The organism is Pedobacter sp. UYP1, assembly GCF_040547305.1.
In the GTDB taxonomy this organism is placed as follows: Bacteria; Bacteroidota; Bacteroidia; order Sphingobacteriales; family Sphingobacteriaceae; genus Pedobacter.
Map to the genome: position 1 here is coordinate 93,452 of NZ_JBEPPL010000006.1, position 19,552 is coordinate 113,003.

The following is a 19,552-nucleotide window of genomic DNA, read 5'->3' on the forward strand; positions in this document are numbered from 1 at the left end:
CTTAATTTGTTGGTAAGCTATTTGCTTCTTTTTCTATTTTATTAATTATCTCTTTCGTTCTCTCCGTATTTGCAAGATCTTTTGCTTTATCAGCATAAGCCAATGCTCTTACTTTATCTTTTTTGCGCAGCGCAAGATTAGCCAGGTGTATCAACACAAAAGACTTATCACTTCTTGTGCCCAGAGGAAACCTGCTCGCTACCTGAAAATGATATTCAGCAGCCTGGTAATCCTCCTTCTTCAACGCAATATTCGCAATCATAAATTCATAGTAACCCCGTCTGTTTTTGGCCAGACGATCCGGATTTGGCACTTCTGCCAATAGTTCCTCAGCCTTATCGTAATCCCCATTCTTAAAATACTTCGAAGCAATTAAGATAGAGCTACTTTTAAAATGGCTCCAGACTACAAATCCAGCCATTAATACTGAGATTACTGCCAGCTGGAACTGGTCATAAAAAAGGCACACCCCAGCGGCAATCACAAAAATTGCCATCAGAGCATACCTGCCTTTTGCGTTATACATTAGTTATGGATATCCGTAAATTTATAGCCTACACCACGAATTGAGTGGAAGTAAACCGGGTTTTTCTGATCTGGTTCAAAATACTTACGGAAAGTAAGGATAAAGTTATCTATCGTACGCGTCGAAGGATAAACATCATAATTCCAAACAGTCTCTAAAATCTGCTCTCTTGAAACTGCTTCATTTTTACGCTCAATCAGTAACTTAAGCAGCATGGTTTCCTTTTTAGTTAAAGGTACAATCACACCATCATCCTGTTTCAGCTCAAACGAATTGAAATAGATAGTTTTTTCACCGATTTTATAAGAATTTAACTCTTTTAAATCGTCAGACTTCATGCTGCGTTTAACCAGGATACCAACTCTTAAGATCAGCTCTTCTAAATTGAAAGGCTTCACTAAATAATCATCAGCACCTTTCTTAAGGCCCATTACACGGTCTTCACTCGTGTTTTTAGCTGTTAAAAATAAGATAGGAACCTCCGTGTTTTCTAAACGAATAGTTTCACAAACCTGGAAACCATCCATTTCAGGAAGCATCACATCCAGGATAATCAGGTTAAAACGTTCCTCTTTGAAAATCTTCAAAGCCGTTTTACCATCCTTCACTGCATGGACTTTGTAACCTTCTAATTCAAGGTTTAATTTTATAGCATCTAATAAATGGTCTTCATCTTCGACCAATAAAATTCTTAATTTCTGTTGCATAATGATCAACTAAATGTGATTTCAAAAATCGTACCCTGCGGCACATTGTCTCTGACGCTGATATCAGCGTCATGTTTTTGCAAAACTTCTTTGACTATAAACAATCCCAGTCCAGTTCCTTTCGCTTTCCTTGTGTTCTCTTCACCAACGCGGTAAAACTTATCAAATATGAGCATTTTTTCCGCATCCGGAATACCAGGCCCTCTATCAGAAACACTCAGGAAAGGATGTCCATCACGCATTCCCAGTTCAACCCCCACTTCAGCACATGGGCCAGAATACTTCACCGCATTTTCTACCAGGTTAGTCACCACAGATGAAAGGGTAAAAGGATCACCCAAAACAATCACATTCGGCTGGATCACAGGATTAATCACCTGTTCACATCCGCAAGAATGAATTTGTAGCCTGTCAGTTATTTTGGTAACCAGTTCTGAAAAATCAAACTCTTCCTTAGGGAAGGAATACGAGCGGTTTTCAATTTTTGTAGCCAATAGCATATTTTCTACCAGATCATCCAGGCGTTCAATATCCTTTAATGAATTATTCAGTAAAGAAGTCTGGCGCGCTTTATCCAGATCGCGTTTCACAATCGTCTGAAGTGATAATTTAATAGCTGCCAGAGGTGATTTCAATTCATGTGTAACAGATAGCAGGAAATTCTGCTGCTGCTCTCTTAACAGATCTTCCTTTTTGATCGACTGGTGCAGGAAATAAGCCCCTACACACAAAAGAAACAAAAACACAGATCCCTCTCCCATAACCATGGCCATTCTGGAAGGCTGGAGCTTCACCACAAGCGTTCCCCAGGAGATCAGCTGTACCAAAGAGTACAGCAACATGAAATAAAATATGATTATTGATTTCTTCAAAATGTTTAAATCTCTTGGAACTGTTCAAAATCAAACAGTTCTTAAATATACGCTAATTTACTTATTTCCTAAAAACAATGTCCAGCGCTTCAAGAATCGCTCTTTTAGCTTTTTCCAACTCTATTTTTGTATGTGCTGCAGAAACAAATCCTACCTCGTAACCAGAAGGGCCTAAATAAATGCCTCTGTTTAACAATTCACGATGCATCACTTTAAATTTCTCCATACTTGCAGGATCAATATCCTCCGCACACTGTATTTTATCCTTATCCGTAAAAGCGAACCAGAAAATAGAACCTACATGAAATACTTTGAATTTATAGCTTCTTGCCGTAGCAAAACGCTGGATACCTTCTGCAAACTCAGTAGCTTTTGCATTCAGCTCTTTATAGAAACCAGATTTTAACAACTCGGTCAGCTGGGCAATACCTGCCGACATGGCTACAGGGTTTCCTGATAAAGTACCCGCCTGGTAAACACCGCCATCAGGAGAAATATGTCCCATGATTTCGGCAGATGCCCCATACATTCCTACAGGTAAACCACCACCTAATATCTTACCATAAGTAACGATATCTGGTTTTGCATTATAATAACCCGCAGCACCTTCAAAACCTAAACGGAAACCTGTGATCACTTCATCAAAAATCAGCAAAGTACCATTGTCCTTACAGATTTTCTGTAAGAATTCAATATAAGCAGGATCCTGAATCAGTAAACCGTTATTTGCAGGAATACCTTCAATAATAACCGCAGCAAGCTGATCTTTAAATTGTGCAAAAGCCTGTGTTAAAGCTTCCGTATCATTTAAAGGAATTACAATTGTTTCTTCCGCAAAAGATTTAGGGACACCCAAAGATGAAGTTTCACCAAAAGTAACCAGGCCTGAACCTGCTTTTACCAATAATGAATCACTGTGTCCATGATAACAACCCTCAAATTTCAGGATTTTATCTCTTCTGGTATAACCACGTGCCAGACGGATCGCAGACATTACCGCTTCCGTACCAGAACTCGTAAAACGAATTTTTTCTACGTGTTTGTTATTTTTGATAATCAGTTCAGCCAGCTCATTTTCCAAAGCGGTAGGTGCACCGAAACTCATCCCATTTTGCATGGTTTCAATTACTTTCTCTCTTACTTTAGGAGGATTATGACCTAGAATTAAAGGGCCCCAGCTACCGCAAAAATCAATAAATTGATTCCCGTCAGCATCCCAGACGAAACATCCATCACCTTTTTGAATAAATAACGGCGTTCCGTAAACAGATTTAAAAGCTCGTACCGGTGAATTTACGCCACCAGGGAAATAGGTTTTTGCCTTTTCATACAGCTCTTTGGATTTCTCTCTTGAAATATCTGGTTTACTTCCAGTATTTACAGGCATATCTCCTTCGTTGCCGGAAAACATCTTTTTTAACGATTCTAACATATTACATCCAGTTCTTTTCTACAATATCTCTTATATGGTAAGTGGTAATTATGCTTGCTCCCGCACGTGCAAAGGCATACATAGTTTCCATTACAATCTTTTGTTCATCAATCCAGCCCTTTTGTGCAGCCGCTTTCACCATTGCATACTCTCCCGATACATTGTAACAGGCAATAGGCAAATCAGTATTTTGTTTCAGGTTATGAATGACATCCATGTAAGCCAATGCTGGTTTTACCATTAATACATCCGCACCTTCACTTTGATCAAGCAATGCCTCACGCAAAGCCTCTTCAGGATTTCTGAAATCCATCTGATAAGCCTTACGGTCACCTTTACTTGGCGCACAATCCGCAGCCTCCCTGAACGGCCCGTAATAAGCAGAAGCAAATTTAGTCGCATGCGACATAATCGCTGCGTTTACATAACCATGCTGATCCAGTAAATTACGCATGGCACCGATACGCCCATCCATCATATCTGATGGCGCTAACATATCTGCTCCGGCCTGCGCATGTGTCAAAGCCATTTTAGCAATCACCTCTACCGTTTCATCATTCTGCACATAATCGTTTTTCAAAATACCACAATGACCATGCGTGGTATAAGAACAAACGCATACATCTGTAACTACATATAAATCATCACCAAAGTTTTTCTTTAATTCACGAACAGCAGCAGGTACCAGCGAATGATCATGGTAAGCAGAACTTGCATCCTCAGACTTTTCATCCCCCACACCAAAAAGCATGATCTTGTTTACGCCTAGTTCAAGCCCCTTTTCAACATCTCTGATCAACATATCAGTTGAAAAATGGTTTACTCCAGGCATCGAATCAATACCATGTTTCACTCCGTTTCCAGGAACGATAAAATATGGATAAACAAACATGTCTTTTGACAGTTTTGTTTCGGCCATCATCTCTCTTACAATTGGGTTCTTTCTTAATCTACGCGGACGGTGCAACATAATCAACCTCTCTTTTTTTATTTAATATCAATTCCGAATACTGCTTCTGCAAGGCCGATTTCGTCAGGTGAATAAGGAAGGACATACTCCACTCCCATTTCCTCAAATTTCTTCCCTGTTGAATTTCCGATGGCAATTACCTTTTGTCCCGGATCCAGTAAATTGTCAGCGAAATAAGCTTCCACATTGGATGGGCTGGTAAAAATCAATACATCAGCATAAGTATGATCTATATTTTCTTCAATGACTGTCTCATAAATAGGCAGATCAATGACTTTTGTATCTTCAGCTAAAGATTTCTGGATGCTTAACAATGAATCCTGTGCACGTGGGAATAAGACAGTCTGATTGCTAACCAATACTGCGAAATCTTCCGCTACCTCAGTAATATCACCACTTTCACCTACATAATCAGCTTTATGACCATGTTTACGAAGCGCATCTTCTGATCCTCTGCCAACTACACCAAACTTCACGTGTTTAGGTAATACAGGCTTCAGTTTAAAGAAGTATTCTACTCCATTACGGCTACTGAAAAAGATCCAGTTAATATGTTTCAGATAAAAAGGATCCAATACATTGACAATAGGGAAAGTACGGATCAACGATCTGCCTTCTATTTCTATATGATTAGTTTCCAGTGCTCTTCTAAAATAATTATGTTCCCCGATTTCTCTGGAAATAAATACCCTTGCAGGCAACTTTCTGTCTTTATCAAATTTAGCTACGATTTTTTCTGCCAATCCTTCCAGGCTATCTACCCTGAAAAATAAGCGGTTTGGAAAATCATCAGCTGTTAGTGCTTTTGAAGTCCACACCTCATATTTACCGTTTTCTTTTTTACAGTAACAACCTAATGGCATATGGCAACCACCTTCAAAAAGGTTCAGCACTTTACGTTCTACGCCAATCTCTTCTGCAGTATCTGCATCATGAATCCCTTGCAGCACATCAAATAATTCATGGTCATTTTCTCTGATCTGAATCGCCAGTACCCCTTGTGCAGGAGCAGGAATCAGTTCAGTAGTGTCTATCACTTCCATATGGAATTCAGACAAATCAAGATTCAAACGGTTTACACCTGCTTTTGCAAGTAAAATAGCATCATAGTTTTCATCTCTTAGTTTTTGAATACGGGTGTTTACATTACCACGTAAGTCTTCAATGTTAAGATCTGTTCTCAAAGCAAGCAATTGTGCTTTACGTCTGTTTGATGAGGTACCAACCTGTGCACCTGTTTTCAAAGAAAGTTTTTGCGTAACATCTACACAATCTTTCAAAATAAGTAATAGCTCCGAAGCGTCTTCCCTACCAGAAACTGCTGCAATTGTTAATCCGGCCGGGTGGGTAGTTGGTAAATCTTTATGAGAGTGTACAGCGATATCAATGCTGCCGCTTAAGAGTTCTTCTTCAAGCTCTTTGGTAAAAAAACCTTTTCCTTCAAGTTTATCCAGCCTCAGGTTTAGTATTTTATCACCCTGGGTTTTAATGATCTTCAGTTCTGCTTCGACACCAATTTCCGCAAGTTTGTCTTTCGTATAATTAGCCTGCCATAATGCAAGATCACTGCCTCTTGTTCCGATAATAAGTTTTTTCATCAGTATATAATTGTTCTTTTATAAGGCCGCCGTCAACCGTTAATAAATAACGTTGAGTTAAGCTTTTGTAGATATCACGTATTTAGATTCGCGCAAATTTAACCTAAAAGAGCTATAGTCTTAAATAATAAACAAATAATGTATTTGTGCTGACTAATCTACCCCGGAAGGCTAGCTGTTGTTGACCAGAATTTCTTTTGCCATGATCATCGGTACGCTAATATATTTCTTTTCCATGTAATCCATCACCCGTTCAAGAACCAGTCTTGAATTTTCATCCAGTGTATTGATTTCCTCTGCAAAAACAATGTCCAGTGCTTTACTTTTAATTGCTTTAATTTTCTGAGGGACTTCACTCATCGCGATTTCTATTTTGCGCTGGCGAAGTACTAAATCAAATTCTTTGATATTCTGATCGATAATTTGCTCTGCATTAACCAATTCATCATAACGTTCCTGAATATTTTTGCGGGCGATCTCTTTTAAAGATTCAACCTCAATATAATGTATAGGGAAGTTTTGGATAACAGCTGGTGCAGTATCATTAGGAATTGCAAGATCTACAATAACTTTTTTGCCCGTTTCGCCATTTAATAGCTTACGGTAAATTTTTTCTGTGATGATTGGTTCAGTAGCACCGGTACAGGTAATGATAACATCAAAACCCTGATCGAAATTTTCCAGTGCGGTCAATGGATAAGCGATACCGTTTAAATCTTTCGCAAGAGATTCTGCATTTTCTACCGTTCTGTTGAAGATAGAAAAATTAGAGTACTTGTGTTTTTTAAGGTATTGTGCTAAGTTTTTGTTAGTCTCACCAGCTCCTATAATCAGAATTCTTGAGCTGGCAGTTATAGTCAGGTCCCTTAATTTGCGGTAAGCTAAAGATACTACCGAAACCGGGTTTTTAGAGATATTCGTATGGGTATAAACTTCCTTTGCTGTTTTAACTACGCGGTTCATGATCATTCGCATATAATCGGCTGTAAAGCCAGAGACACGGCATGCTTCATAAGCCCGGCGTACCTGGGCAAGGATTTCTTTTTCACCAACCACTAAACTTTCCAATGAGCAGGAAGTACGCAATAAATGGTTGAAAGCTTCCACCTGTTCATAAACAGAAACGCTTTCCAGGAACTTATCCATATACGCTTCAGGTAAACCCATGTCAAGCACAGTCAGGAAACGAAGGATAAATTCACGGTCCAATTCGTGAGCAGTGGTAAAAACAAACTCAACGCGGTTACATGTACCGATATAAAAAATTTCTTTTACATCCAGTTCATTTTGAATATTCTTCAGTCTGTCATCCAGTGTCTGCTCACAGATAACTAATTTCCCTAAAGACTTTAAGTCAATTTGTTTATGAGTGAAAGCAAGTATCTTTAAATATTCCAATTTGGGTTTGTGTTGTGTTTATATAGTGGAAACAAAAGTAACAAGACCTCTCTTAGTGTCTGTCATTATGCTGTAATTAAGATCAATTTAGAAAGATTTTAAATTAAACATTCTCAGGAAAAACAAGAGATCATTATGTTTGTTAATAAGCTAACCACCTATAAAAGAAAGTTATGATAAAAAAAGAGCACTTTATTCTGTCCGGATCTAAAGATAAAACCATTTCAGGTGACCTTACATATGACGATAAAGATACAAACCAACCCTGCATTTTATTCGTACATGGCTTCAAGGGATTTAAAGATTGGGGTGCCCATAACCTCGTAGCGTCCTTTTTCGCCTCCAATGGCTACCGTTATTTTAAATTTAACCTGAGCCATAGCGGCGTGACTGAACAAAAACCAGACGATGTTACTGATTCAGAAGCTTTTGCTGCAAACACCGTCAGTATGGAGCTTAAAGACGTAGACACAGCCATTAATTACATTGCACATACTTACCCGCTCAGCCCTGTTTATGTCATTGGCCATAGCCGTGGTGGTGCTTTAGTTATTTTAAAAGGTGCAGCCGATAAACGCATCAACAAAATAATTACCTGGTCTGCTATCTCAGATTTTAGTTCTTTATGGAAAAAAGAGCAAGAGAAAGAATGGTTATCAACTGGAAGAATCTTCGTGGAAAATGCCAGAACAAAAGAAAAAATGCCTTTGAACAGCACACTTCTGGAAGATTTCAATGCACATCAAGAAGAATTTGATTTGCTGCATGCCGCTGCAAAGATCAAAATCCCCTGGCTAATTTTGCATGGTGATGAGGATGTAAATGTAAAATTCAGTGTAGCACAAGAGCTCGCACAGGCACAACCGAAAGCTCAATTACAGAAAATCAAGGGTGCTAACCATGTTTTTGGAGCTTCACATCCTTATACCGCAACCGAACTACCTGCTCAATTGCTGGAAGTTTGCGAAAAAACGCTTGCCTTTATCAAAAATGCCAGCCTGTAATATAAATACAAGCTGGCATCTCCATGCTTTATTAAAATAAAGTACTATTTCACTTCTGTCCAATTGCCATCCTCTTTGATCAGGTCTATCAGATCATCGAGCGCTTTGGCAGAATTCACATTTTTTTTAACCACCTCTTTGCCACGGTATAAAGTAATTTTACCAGGGCCCGTACCTACATAACCATAATCAGCATCTGCCATTTCACCAGGGCCATTCACAATACAGCCCATAATTCCAATTTTGATTCCTTTCAAATGATCAGTTCTGGAACGGATCAGTTGGGTAGTTTCCTGTAAATCAAATAGTGTTCTACCACAACTTGGGCAAGAAATATATTCTGTTTTCGAGATTCTCGTCCGGGTTGCCTGAAGAATTCCAAAACTGGTAGAATTCATAACCGGAAGGCCTACTGCTTCAGGAGCATCAATCCATACCCCATCACCAAGCCCATCTGTAAACAATGCGCCTAAATCGGTCGCCGCATATAGCTGCAGGTCATCTGCACTGATTGCAGCATAAGATCTCTTAATGATAACCGGAATCTGATTCCCGTTCTTCAGCAGGTCAATGAAAAAGGCTCTCTGCTCGATTGTTCCTTGCTCAGAAGAAGTTTCCAGCACCAGCACTACTGTTTCATCCAATAGTGATAATAATACTTTACTATAGTCCTTTGCATTCACAATAACGAGGTTCAGTATAGGATCTTTCTGAGCCACCGCTGCATAATCTTCCAGTTTAATCAACGGGTGACAATTGCTTTTATCCTTCAGTGCTAACCAGGTTCTGTAATTATAAATCTGACGTAAATTACCCGGAAAAGAAAAAGAAGGCAGTTCATCACCCAAATAAACAAGATCACAGGCCTGATCGGCCATATTATATTTATCCAGTCCTGCACTATATTTGTATCCAGCTTCAGTCAGGAAATAAGGATCTTTCAAATTTTTCGAAGACACATCCAGCATCACTACCGGATGGTGATGTCCTCCAATGTGCTGCACCGGTAAAGTCGCCCTGCGGTTATATTCATAAGGATTATAAGGTAAATCCCTGATCTCAATTTTTTCCTTCTCTACCACATTTAAAGCACGGTTTACATAACGATCGGCCAGTGCTTTGGCTACCGGAGCTTCAAACTCAGGATCTTCAGTCAGAGAAACCCTGATCGTATCCCCTAAACCATCTTCCAGTAAAGTACCAATACCAACCGCAGATTTAATTCTTCCATCCTCTCCATCACCAGCCTCAGTAACCCCAAGGTGCAGCGGATAGTTCATCCCCTCCTTCACCATAGTTTCTACCAGCAAACGATAAGCCTGAACCATCACCTGCGTATTACTCGCTTTCATGGAAATCACCAGGTTATAATAATTCAGATCCTCACAGATCCTCATAAATTCCATAGCCGATTCCACCATACCGCGTGGCGTGTCTCCGTACTGGCTCATAATCCTGTCCGATAACGAACCATGGTTTGTACCAATACGCATTGCAGTACCATATTCCTTACAAATTTTCACCAATGGTGAGAACTTCTTATAAATCCTTTCGAGCTCAGCCTGATAAGCCAGCTGTGTATATTCTATATTTTCAAAACGTTTCTTATCCGCATAATTACCCGGATTAACTCTGACCTTCTCTACAATACGGGCAGCAGCTTCAGCAGCATTTGGTGTAAAATGTATATCCGCCACCAAAGGAACATTATAGCCTCTGAACCTCAGCTCTTTCTTAATATTAGCAAGATTTTCAGCCTCCTTCATACTCGGCGCGGTAATCCTCACATATTCACAACCAGACTCTACCATCCTGATGGTCTGTTCTACCGTCCCCAGCGTATCCATAGTGTCAGTAGTGGTCATAGATTGTATCCTGATCGGATTCAACCCGCCCATAGGGATATCCCCTATAGAAACCTCACGTGTTAAGAACCTGGAATACTGGTTTAGATGATTACAATACCCTCCGGCTAATTCTTTTTGTGCTGCTACGTTTTCCATAAGGGTACAAAGATAAAGATTATGTTTTGTATGTGAATTCACATCAAAATTATAAAGATTAAGTTTTATATGTGAATTCAGATAAATTCCAAATAATAAATGATTCTGGTTCTGTACGCCAAGGCCACGTTTTGAATTTTCTTCCTATCATGACTGGTAATCGCAATAATGGTGGTGGAGAAAAAACAAAAAAGGGGTAGCCATATTCCAGACATTATTCATTATTCATGAACGCAAACCAGCATACGGCTATCCTTTTTTTATTTTTAGATCAGGCGATCCTTGATGACCAAAGTGCCCGCAGCCACATCGTGAAAACACTGTTGCTTCTTATTCAAAAAACTATACAGATATCCAAAAAACAATGGGGCAACAGATAAAACCTTCCCCAGGTTCCTTAAAAAAGACAAACCAATACTTACCCTTGCCCCTCTCATATCCGTTACCTTAATACTTAACAATCTTTTCCCGATTGTCCCCTGCTTCGCAGAAGCCTCCGCAAAAACACCATAAATGAACTTAAACACCGGAATAAGTGGTAACAACAACAAAGCAAAAGAAATTCTTTCCTCTTGCCCGGTCACAAATACAAAACAGCAAAGCACCATTACAATGTAAACCAAAAACAAAATAAAGTAATCAATCACAGCAGCCAGCAAACGCTGATCAAACGAAGCAAAATACTGCGGAGCAGTCTGTTCATAGCTGAAACCAAAAAGCGCACGAAGTTCGGGGAACTCGTGCGCTTCTTTATAATCGTCCATTCCGGGCTTCCTTACAAAGGTTCCCGCTACAATACTCATATGCTTTAACTGCTCAAAATCGTATGGCCCCTCAGGCTTTCCATTAACGACTATAATATAATTAGATTCCAATAGCTCTTAGTGTCTGGTTACTTCAAAATTACTCAATCCACCATCCAGATTAATAAAAATCTTTTTCGCAGATCCGTTATAATTTGAAGTCTCATAATTATTATTATCAATCTTGATAAAACCAGGAAAATCTTTTGCAGAAAGCCCGGTTTTTGTTTTAATTCTACAACCCGAAGCTTCAGGAATACTGATTTCTATTGAGGCAACACCAGTTTTCACAACCACATCAGTAATAGGTAATAAAGAACCTACCTTAAGATCAACAGAAGCCGCACCACCATCAAATCTAAAACTTCTGACCTTATAATCGCTCAGATCTAAATCTACCTCACCAGCACCCATATTCATATTTACAGTCCATTCAGGTCTTTTATTCAACCTTAAATCAACATTGTTCCCTCCATTTCCAAGAGACCAGTTTCCTTTCTTTTCTTTCATTTTAAAAGTTACTGTATTCACTGAGTCTGAAGTCTCTTTCTGTAAAATGAAATTGCCATTTTTACGTTCGACATCAGCTGTAATCAGCTCTTCAGTTTCCCCTTTCAAGTTAAAAGATGTTCCACCGCCAGAAATATTAAGTACAGTCTTTTTTGAACTGTCTCCAGCAATAAATGGCTCTGTAAATTTGATATTCTGACTCTCTTCATCTCCCGCACTATCTAAATCCAGGTCCAGATCTTTCGTCAGCCTGTCGCCTATCCAGTTCTTGTTACGCGGAGGCTGCTGCCCCCGGTAAAATACAAAACCAAGCATCAACACCAGTACAGCTAAAGAAATTATGTTTCCGGTCTCCGATTTGTTTCTGTTAAACAGGATATTCACTCCGGCAATAATCAGGAATACAGGCCAGAAGCTCCATACATTTCTCCAGTAAAAATTAATAACGTCAAAGTTTTCTAATAAAAGGACAGCACCTACAAACAGTAGTATTACGCCCCACATTACTCTATTCAGTTTCATAAGATTATTTGTTAGGGGTTTTACAATTGATTCTCTGGAGCCTGGTCTGCAGGTTTTGCAGGCTCTTGTGCAACAGGCTGCTGTGCTGAAGTATTTACATCCTCAGGCTGCTCTTTTTTCCAGTCTTCCCATTTATTTTGTCGTTTAGCTTTCAGAATGAAACTTAAGCCTATCGCCACGAATAATAAAGGCCATAATTTACCTAGCCTGAACCAATAAGGGATCAGATTAAACTCATTCATCAAAAAATATAAACCGATTACCAACAGGACTAATCCTCCAACGGTCCGCCCTGTATCGTTATTTTTTGGCAAAGATTTAAAATCTAACGGGTTCTGCCAGTCCTGTGCAGGTGCACTTTTCACGTCCGGGTTTCCGGCTGCTGCAGATGGCGGTTGCTGCCCAAATGGCGGTGGCGTATTAAATCCCTGAAAATCATTCTGTTTCTTGAAATAATCATTAAATTTTGAAAATCTCGCAGCCGGATCATTATTTACCGGCACTACAATCCACATCACCAGATAAACCAGGATACCAGTTCCAACCAAAAATATAGTTGACAACACAAATAATAACCGGATGATAGTTACATCCACCTGCATATATTCTGCTAATCCCGATGAAACGCCTGCAATTATCTTGTCATGTTCGTTTCTTAACAATCTGTTTTCCATAAATCACTCTCCTATATTAGTAACAATAAAATCATTATCGGTCTTAACAACGTTTATAATGTTTAAGTTTCACAAGCTATAAACATTGATTAAGCCTCAATACACAATTAAGACTGAGCAAGTTCTATTTAGTTACAAAAGACTGCAAAGCATTTTTTCCTGTTGTTGACAATTCTATAGATCTAATCCTAACCGGCTGCAAAAAACCGCATTATTCATCAAATAGCAGAATATTTTTTTGAAATAAACAAACCCACAACATTTTTTGTTGTTTCTTTGTATTATTATAGTATTAATACATTAGCTAATTTCTTACTGAATGAACTTCACCAATTTTGGTAAATATCTGTTGCTGTTAAAAGCAGTTTTCAGAAAGCCCGAAAAGTTTAAAATATATCTTAAAGCCATCTTTCAACAGATGGACTTTGTCGGAGTAGGTTCTCTTGGCTTAATTGCCATTATTTCTACTTTTATCGGGGCCGTTATGACTTTACAGATCGCCTTCCAGTTGGTGAGTGATTTTATTCCCAAAACTATTATTGGTTCAGTAACACGTGATTCAAGTATTCTGGAACTCAGTCCGACTATTACAGCCATTGTACTTGCGGGTAAAATTGGTTCCGCTATTTCTTCGGAAATTGGTACCATGCGTGTGAGTGAACAGATTGATGCGCTAGAAATCATGGGGATCAATTCACCTGGTTACCTGATTCTTCCCAAACTGATTGCAGGAATTACAATGGTTCCTGTCCTGGTAATTTTTGCGATGGTATTAAGTATAACTGGTGGTTATTTAGGTGGTACTTTATCAGGGGCAGTAACTCCGGCAGAATATATCCAGGGTATCACTACTGATTTTAATCCTTATACTATTGTTGTTGCGCTAGTTAAAGCATTTGTTTTTGGTTTCATCATTACCACGGTTCCTGCCTACGAAGGTTTTTACGTAAAAGGTGGTGCATTAGAAGTTGCTCAGGCAAGTACAAGAGCAGTTGTAGTAAGCTGTATCAGTATCCTGGCTTGTGATTACATTGTAACCCAATTATTATTATGATCGAAATCAAAGACATTGAAAAATCTTTCGGGTCCAATACTGTCCTGAAAGGTATATCAGGTATATTCAAGGAAGGGTTAACGAATTTGATCATTGGTGGTTCAGGTTCAGGAAAAACTACCTTGCTAAAATGCATGATAGGTTTGCATACACCCGAAAAAGGAAGTGTACAATATGATGGAAGAGAATTCATTGATATGGATTTCGAACAACGTATTGAAATCCGTAAGGAAATCGGCATGCTTTTCCAGGGTTCAGCACTTTTTGACTCCATGACTGTGGAAGAAAACATCATGTTTCCATTGAATATGTTTACCGATCATGCTTTTAAAGAAAAACTGGAACGTGTTAATTTTTGCCTGGAAAGGGTCAACCTGGAAGGTAAAAACAAACTTTTCCCCGCTGAACTTTCAGGAGGGATGAAAAAACGTGTTGGAATTGCCCGTGCAATTGCCATGAACCCAAAATATCTTTTTGTTGATGAGCCGAATTCAGGCCTTGACCCGAAAACATCTATCGTTATTGATGAGCTGATTAAGGAAATTACAGAAGAATACAATACCACCACGATCGTAGTTACCCACGATATGAACTCAGTAATGGGTATTGGTGATTATATTCTTTTCTTACACGAAGGAAAGAAATTCTGGGAAGGTTCTAATAAAGAAATCGCCCATACAGACATAGCAGAACTTAATGATTTTGTTTTTGCCAGCCGTTTCATGAAAGCTGCCAAGAAAAACTTTTAATAACATTTGTACAAAAATATTTTATGATAAGCCTACTTACCCCCACGCACTGGAAAGATTATGAGTTGATTGACTGTGGAGATTTTGAAAAATTAGAGCGCTTTGGCAATCTTATCCTTTGCAGACCTGAGCCTCAGGCTGTATGGAAAAAAATGCTTCCTGAACAGGAATGGAAAAAGTTAACACACATCAGGTTCAAAGGTCGTTCAGCGACTTCCGGAGAATGGGTAAAATCTGCTGGAAATGTACCTGACCGCTGGAATGTGGAATATAAAAATGATGAGGTAAAAATCAACCTGCGTCTTGGTTTAACCTCATTTAAGCACGTAGGTGTTTTTCCTGAGCAGGCAGTAAACTGGGATTACATCTCTTCTTCTATTAAAAAGTTCAAAAATCCAAAACCGAAAGTACTTAACCTTTTTGCTTATACAGGTGCAGCGTCATTAATTGCACAGGCTTCAGGTGCAGATACTACACACGTGGATTCTATCAAACAGGTAGTGAACTGGGCAAATGAGAACCAGGAATTATCTCAGTTGAAAGATGTAAGATGGGTTGTGGAAGATGCTTTAAAATTTGTACAGCGTGAGTTGAAACGTGGTAAAAAATATAATGGTATCATTTTAGATCCACCTGCATTCGGTCATGGCCCGAATGGAGAAAAGTGGAAACTGGAAGATCATATTCAGGAAATGATGCAGGATGTAGTACAATTACTGGATGAGGAAGAACACTTCCTGATTCTGAATACGTACTCCTTAGGATTCTCTTCTGTAATTGTGGAAAATCTGATCAAGACTTCTTTCCCTCAGGTAAAAAATCTTGAAACTGGTGAGTTATATCTTCAGGCTACTTCAGGAATAAAATTACCGCTGGGTGTATTTGGAAAATTTAATACTTTCTCTTCTTAACAAGAGAAAGTATTATTGCTTTAAGCTGAATTAGGTGGTTCCGGGAGTTATTGCCGCATCCACCAATCTATATTCGATAACGGGTGCACCCGCTATCCCACCGTCAGCATTACTGGAACTTACAAACCTGAGTTTATAAACGTTTCCATCTGCATCTTTAACCACATAAAAACGATCTCTGTTAACTATTGGTCTACCATCTGTAGTTAATGATCTCCACTTTACTCCAATAGCTTCCCGCGTATTTAAATAGCTGATCCCGGTCAGTTTCTCTTTGTTGAAATTCTCATATTCATTTGCAGCCTGATCTGCAATCTTCACTTCTGCAGCAGTTACGCCTCCCAAAAAGTTAATGAGTACAAAATCATGAGTCGCCACTGCTGTGGTACCTGTGGCACTTGCATCGGCAACTGTAGAAGTGGTCCATGTCCATTGTATATCCCATAATGATTGTGCAGGCTCTCCGACTGCAGCCGGGCTGGTGAAACTGAAAAAATTAAAATTATAGGAAAGATCTTTATTGACTATAAACTCAGTAAAAGAAGGGTTATCAATATTCATTCTCGCATGTTTAATGCGATAACCATTAGTTCCCTGGTAAATTTTCACTTTATACCATGGTCTTTTAACTGGTACAGATGGAATAGCTGGTGTGGTTGGAGTAGCCGGCACAGCGGTAGTCATATCCGGAAGTCCTGCATAACCACTGTTTACAACATAGATATTACTTGCCCCCTCAGATGCACCTACTTTTATAGTGACTAGTTTAGCTAAATAATCAGTTGCAGTACCAGTAACAGGGTCTACATAGGCTCCGCTCCCTGCTGCACCAAGTTTCATCTTATCTACAAAATCAATAGAATCTTTTTGTTGTACATCAGCAAAGTTTTGCTTCCCTGTATCGTAAGCCATTGCTCCCATCGTATGGTTGAGAATAACTTTAAAATCTGCTCCGGGATAAAGACCCAGATCCCAGTTTGCTCTTCTTACCGGAGTCACCACGCCTTTACTAAAATCAACAAAAACACTATTAGCAGCATTCAAGCCGAGCTCAGTTCCTGCAACACCAGGAAGTGTCACTTGTTGTCCGGCAAAGGGCTGTGGATATCTGTAGTCGACACTGTCTTTTTTACATCCTGCAAAAGCAAAAACCACACAGCAGCAAATAATAAGTATATTATTTTTATTCATGTTAAATCTCTAATTCTCTAAAACGCTAAGAAGCGTAAAGATAATATTCCTGACCTTGAATTTTTCACAAATCTGGTGCGGATCAGGCAGATTATCTCAGCTTCAGCGGCCTGACTCTTATTAATTTGATAATTCTTTTACGGATTGGAGATTTTGTCAGCCGAATGTGTAGTTTTGCAACCACACGAATTCATATTTAAATCACTTTATAACCTATGAAAATACCACAACTCGCGGGAACATTATTAATTGCATTTACCACAGTCACACTTTTTACCAATTGTACTTCGGGTACTGATAAAAAAGGTGAAAAAACAAAAACGACTATAAATGCATCAGGAGATTCTTCGGAAGTTGCTGTTACTGATACCTCACGTAAGCCTATTGATACTGCAAAATACAATGCTTTAATGCTTAAGCTTGCACATGGAGATACTACGGGAAGATGGCCTGTTAAACCTCAGCCTTACCCACTGCCTGGTGCAATTTTACCTTACAAAAGGATTGTTGCTTACTACGGAAATATATATTCAAAAAGAATGGGTGCTTTAGGGGAATATGCACCTAAAGAAATGTTATCCAGACTGGATGCCGAAGTAAAAAAATGGGAAAAGGCCGATCCTTCTACCCCTGTTCAGCCTGCTTTACACTATATCGCTGTAGTAGCCCAGGGTGACCCTGGTAAAGATGGCAAACACAGATTCAGAATGCCGGATAAACAAATTGATTCTGTACTGGCTATTTCAAGAATGCGCAAAAACATGATCGTGTTCCTTGATATTCAAGTATCGTTAAGCACCATCAGAGATGAATTACCTTTATTGGAAAAGTATCTGAAAATGCCAAATGTTCATTTAGGTATAGATCCTGAGTTCTCTATGAAAGAAGGGGTGAAACCAGGAAAAAGAATAGGTACATATGATGCTGCTGATATCAATTACTGTTCACAATTCCTTGCTAACCTGGTAAAAAAATACAATTTACCTCCGAAGGTTTTTACGGTTCACCGTTTTACAAAGAAAATGATAACGAATTACAAGAACATCAAGCTACGTCCTGAGGTTCAAATCGTAATGCATATGGATGGATGGGGAGAGCCTGAGCTTAAAAAAGGTACTTACCGTCACTTCATTTTCAGCGAGCCTGTTGAGTTCACTGGTTTCAAATTATTCTACAAAAATGATTTGAAAAAAGCACCAAACAGATTAATGACGCCAGAAGAGTTATTGAAACTTACACCGATACCTGTATATATACAATATCAGTAGTTCTGTTGATCTTCTACAAGAAACGCCCTGTTAATGATTAACAGGGCGTTTTTTTTATTCCTATAAAATTTAATTTCTAAAACGGTTATGCTGTAATTTTATTGCTCTCTGGCTTTGGGGTTACTACGATTATATTTTCATTGTTAATTAAAAATTAATAAGTTTGGTGCATGCAAGATTTCCCGTTATACTTCGAATTGGGTTGGCAACATATATTAAACTGGAAAGGATATGATCATATTCTTTTTGTGATTGTGTTATGTGGAGCTTATACTTTAACAGATTGGAAGAGGGTATTGTTGCTGGTTACCGCTTTCACGATTGGCCACAGTATCACGCTTGCTTTAAGTGTGTTAAAAGTGATCACAGTCAAAACTAATTTGATTGAGTTTCTGATTCCGGTCACGATATTAGTTACTGCAGCTTCGAATATCCTTGGTGGGAAATCATCAAGGCCCAAGGGTGTCCAGTTGAAGTATATACTTGCCCTTTTCTTCGGATTGATCCATGGAATGGGCTTTTCCAATTATCTGAATAGCTTGCTGGGTAAAAGCACCAATATTGTAGCAGAGTTATTTGCTTTCAATATCGGGCTGGAATTCGGTCAGATTATTATCGTAACTGGCATATTGCTGATTTCTTTTATCCTGATCAATATCTTCAAGGTCAAAAAATGGAATTGGAATTTCTTCCTGTCTTCCGCAATATTTGGTATCTCTTTTATTATGGCCGCAGAGCGGTGGCCTGACTTATTCCGTTAGAATAAGCCAAGCTGACCTTTATCATCGATCTCTACATCATCAGGATTAGTGATCTCGAATTTGACATTTTTATTGAGCGACGCTTCTTTGGTGACTTTACTTTTAGCATCGTCAGTTTTCTTTGGCTTCGCTGGTTTAGTTACTGGTGTTTCTGTTTTTTCAGGAACAACTGGTGTTTCAACTGTTACAGGAGCAACCGGTGTTGCTATCACTTGTGGAGTAACTAAAGCTTCAGCTTCCACAGGGACAACCGGTGTTGCTATCGCTTCCGGAGTAACCGGTACTGCTGCTTTCACAGGAACCACTGTTGTTTCTTCGGCTTCTGGAGTAACTGGTACTGCTGCTTCCACAGGAACTACTGGTGTTTTTTTCACTTCTGGAGTAACTTGTACTGCTGCTTCCACAGGAACTACTGGTGTTTTTTCCACTTCTGGAGTAACTGCGACTACTTTCTTAGTACGTTTTACTGGAGTTTGTACAGCTTTATCTGCTTCTTCAACCGGTTGAATTATACTTTCCTGCCTAACCCATTCTTTCTTAACAACAGGAGCCTCTTTTTCCTCTTCAACTACAGAAGGGCTCTCTTGATCCACGATAGT

Annotated in this window: 18 protein-coding genes; 6 read left to right on the forward strand and 12 right to left on the reverse strand. The window is 39.0% G+C overall.

The annotated features are described in order from the left end of the window. Window position 1: 1 nt before the first annotated feature. The 7 genes from ABIB30_RS14095 to hemA all read right to left on the reverse strand — a co-directional run bounded on the left by ABIB30_RS14095 (window position 2) and on the right by hemA (window position 7,503). A complete protein-coding gene (locus tag ABIB30_RS14095) occupies window positions 2-526 on the reverse strand; it encodes a tetratricopeptide repeat protein (protein ID WP_354303033.1) in 525 nt (174 codons plus the stop codon). Beyond that, window positions 526-1,233 (reverse strand): response regulator transcription factor, encoded by a 708-nt coding sequence (locus tag ABIB30_RS14100; protein WP_041887337.1) that lies wholly within the window; start codon window positions 1,231-1,233, stop codon window positions 526-528. Before ABIB30_RS14100 ends, ABIB30_RS14095 begins: the two co-directional genes overlap by 1 nt. A gap of 5 nt (window positions 1,234-1,238) precedes the next feature. Continuing rightward, window positions 1,239-2,105, reverse strand: a complete 867-nt coding sequence (locus ABIB30_RS14105; RefSeq protein WP_068406668.1) for a sensor histidine kinase — start codon at window positions 2,103-2,105, stop codon at window positions 1,239-1,241. 61 nt (window positions 2,106-2,166) lie between these two features. After that, window positions 2,167-3,537, reverse strand: coding sequence for a glutamate-1-semialdehyde 2,1-aminomutase (hemL, locus tag ABIB30_RS14110; protein WP_354303036.1), 1,371 nt, complete (start codon window positions 3,535-3,537; stop codon window positions 2,167-2,169). Window position 3,538: 1 nt separating this feature from the next. Then, the gene (hemB, locus tag ABIB30_RS14115; protein WP_354303038.1) at window positions 3,539-4,507 is read right to left on the reverse strand and encodes a porphobilinogen synthase; all 969 of its coding nucleotides are present in this window, start codon (window positions 4,505-4,507) and stop codon (window positions 3,539-3,541) included. Window positions 4,508-4,524: 17 nt separating this feature from the next. Continuing rightward, window positions 4,525-6,105, reverse strand: coding sequence for a hydroxymethylbilane synthase (gene hemC / locus ABIB30_RS14120; RefSeq protein ID WP_354303040.1), 1,581 nt, complete (start codon window positions 6,103-6,105; stop codon window positions 4,525-4,527). Window positions 6,106-6,276: 171 nt separating this feature from the next. Further along, window positions 6,277-7,503 carry a glutamyl-tRNA reductase gene (gene hemA / locus ABIB30_RS14125; protein ID WP_354303042.1) on the reverse strand — a complete coding sequence of 409 codons (1,227 nt, stop codon included), beginning with the start codon at window positions 7,501-7,503 and terminating at the stop codon, window positions 6,277-6,279. Window positions 7,504-7,676: 173 nt separating this feature from the next. Here hemA and ABIB30_RS14130 point away from each other — a divergent pair, with 173 nt between their 5' ends. After that, a complete protein-coding gene (locus ABIB30_RS14130; RefSeq protein ID WP_354303044.1) occupies window positions 7,677-8,507 on the forward strand; it encodes an alpha/beta hydrolase family protein in 831 nt (276 codons plus the stop codon). 44 nt (window positions 8,508-8,551) lie between these two features. On the opposite strand, the gene ispG is transcribed toward ABIB30_RS14130, so the two are convergent. From ispG to ABIB30_RS14150, 4 genes are all read right to left on the reverse strand, one after another. Beyond that, complete coding sequence (gene ispG, locus ABIB30_RS14135) at window positions 8,552-10,510, reverse strand: (E)-4-hydroxy-3-methylbut-2-enyl-diphosphate synthase (protein WP_354303045.1); 1,959 nt, start codon at window positions 10,508-10,510, stop codon at window positions 8,552-8,554. A gap of 266 nt (window positions 10,511-10,776) precedes the next feature. Beyond that, window positions 10,777-11,385, reverse strand: a complete 609-nt coding sequence (locus tag ABIB30_RS14140; RefSeq protein WP_354303047.1) for an RDD family protein — start codon at window positions 11,383-11,385, stop codon at window positions 10,777-10,779. Between the two features lie 6 nt (window positions 11,386-11,391). Beyond that, window positions 11,392-12,345 carry a toast rack family protein gene (locus ABIB30_RS14145; RefSeq protein ID WP_354303049.1) on the reverse strand — a complete coding sequence of 318 codons (954 nt, stop codon included), beginning with the start codon at window positions 12,343-12,345 and terminating at the stop codon, window positions 11,392-11,394. Between the two features lie 20 nt (window positions 12,346-12,365). After that, window positions 12,366-13,019, reverse strand: coding sequence for a PspC domain-containing protein (locus tag ABIB30_RS14150; protein WP_354303051.1), 654 nt, complete (start codon window positions 13,017-13,019; stop codon window positions 12,366-12,368). A 319-nt stretch (window positions 13,020-13,338) separates the two neighbouring features. Between ABIB30_RS14150 and ABIB30_RS14155 the strand changes: the two genes are divergently transcribed. The 3 genes from ABIB30_RS14155 to ABIB30_RS14165 are packed head-to-tail and all read left to right on the forward strand — an operon-like array spanning window position 13,339 to window position 15,733. After that, window positions 13,339-14,073, forward strand: a complete 735-nt coding sequence (locus tag ABIB30_RS14155; RefSeq protein ID WP_068406641.1) for an MlaE family ABC transporter permease — start codon at window positions 13,339-13,341, stop codon at window positions 14,071-14,073. Continuing rightward, window positions 14,070-14,822, forward strand: coding sequence for an ABC transporter ATP-binding protein (locus ABIB30_RS14160; protein ID WP_068406637.1), 753 nt, complete (start codon window positions 14,070-14,072; stop codon window positions 14,820-14,822). The genes ABIB30_RS14155 and ABIB30_RS14160 overlap by 4 nt, the downstream gene beginning before the upstream one ends. Before the next feature lie 23 nt (window positions 14,823-14,845). After that, window positions 14,846-15,733 (forward strand): RsmD family RNA methyltransferase, encoded by an 888-nt coding sequence (locus ABIB30_RS14165; RefSeq protein ID WP_068406634.1) that lies wholly within the window; start codon window positions 14,846-14,848, stop codon window positions 15,731-15,733. A gap of 30 nt (window positions 15,734-15,763) precedes the next feature. Here ABIB30_RS14165 and ABIB30_RS14170 read toward each other — a convergent pair whose 3' ends face one another. Continuing rightward, complete coding sequence (locus tag ABIB30_RS14170; protein WP_354303054.1) at window positions 15,764-16,924, reverse strand: HmuY family protein; 1,161 nt, start codon at window positions 16,922-16,924, stop codon at window positions 15,764-15,766. A 215-nt stretch (window positions 16,925-17,139) separates the two neighbouring features. On the opposite strand from ABIB30_RS14170, the gene ABIB30_RS14175 reads away from it, so the two are divergent. Together ABIB30_RS14175 and ABIB30_RS14180 are read left to right on the forward strand one after the other, a co-directional pair. Continuing rightward, window positions 17,140-18,192, forward strand: coding sequence for a hypothetical protein (locus ABIB30_RS14175; protein WP_354303056.1), 1,053 nt, complete (start codon window positions 17,140-17,142; stop codon window positions 18,190-18,192). Window positions 18,193-18,362: 170 nt separating this feature from the next. Further along, entirely contained in the window at window positions 18,363-18,953 is a 591-nt protein-coding gene (locus tag ABIB30_RS14180; RefSeq protein ID WP_354303058.1) for a HupE/UreJ family protein, read from the forward strand. Window positions 18,954-19,552 lie beyond the last annotated feature (599 nt).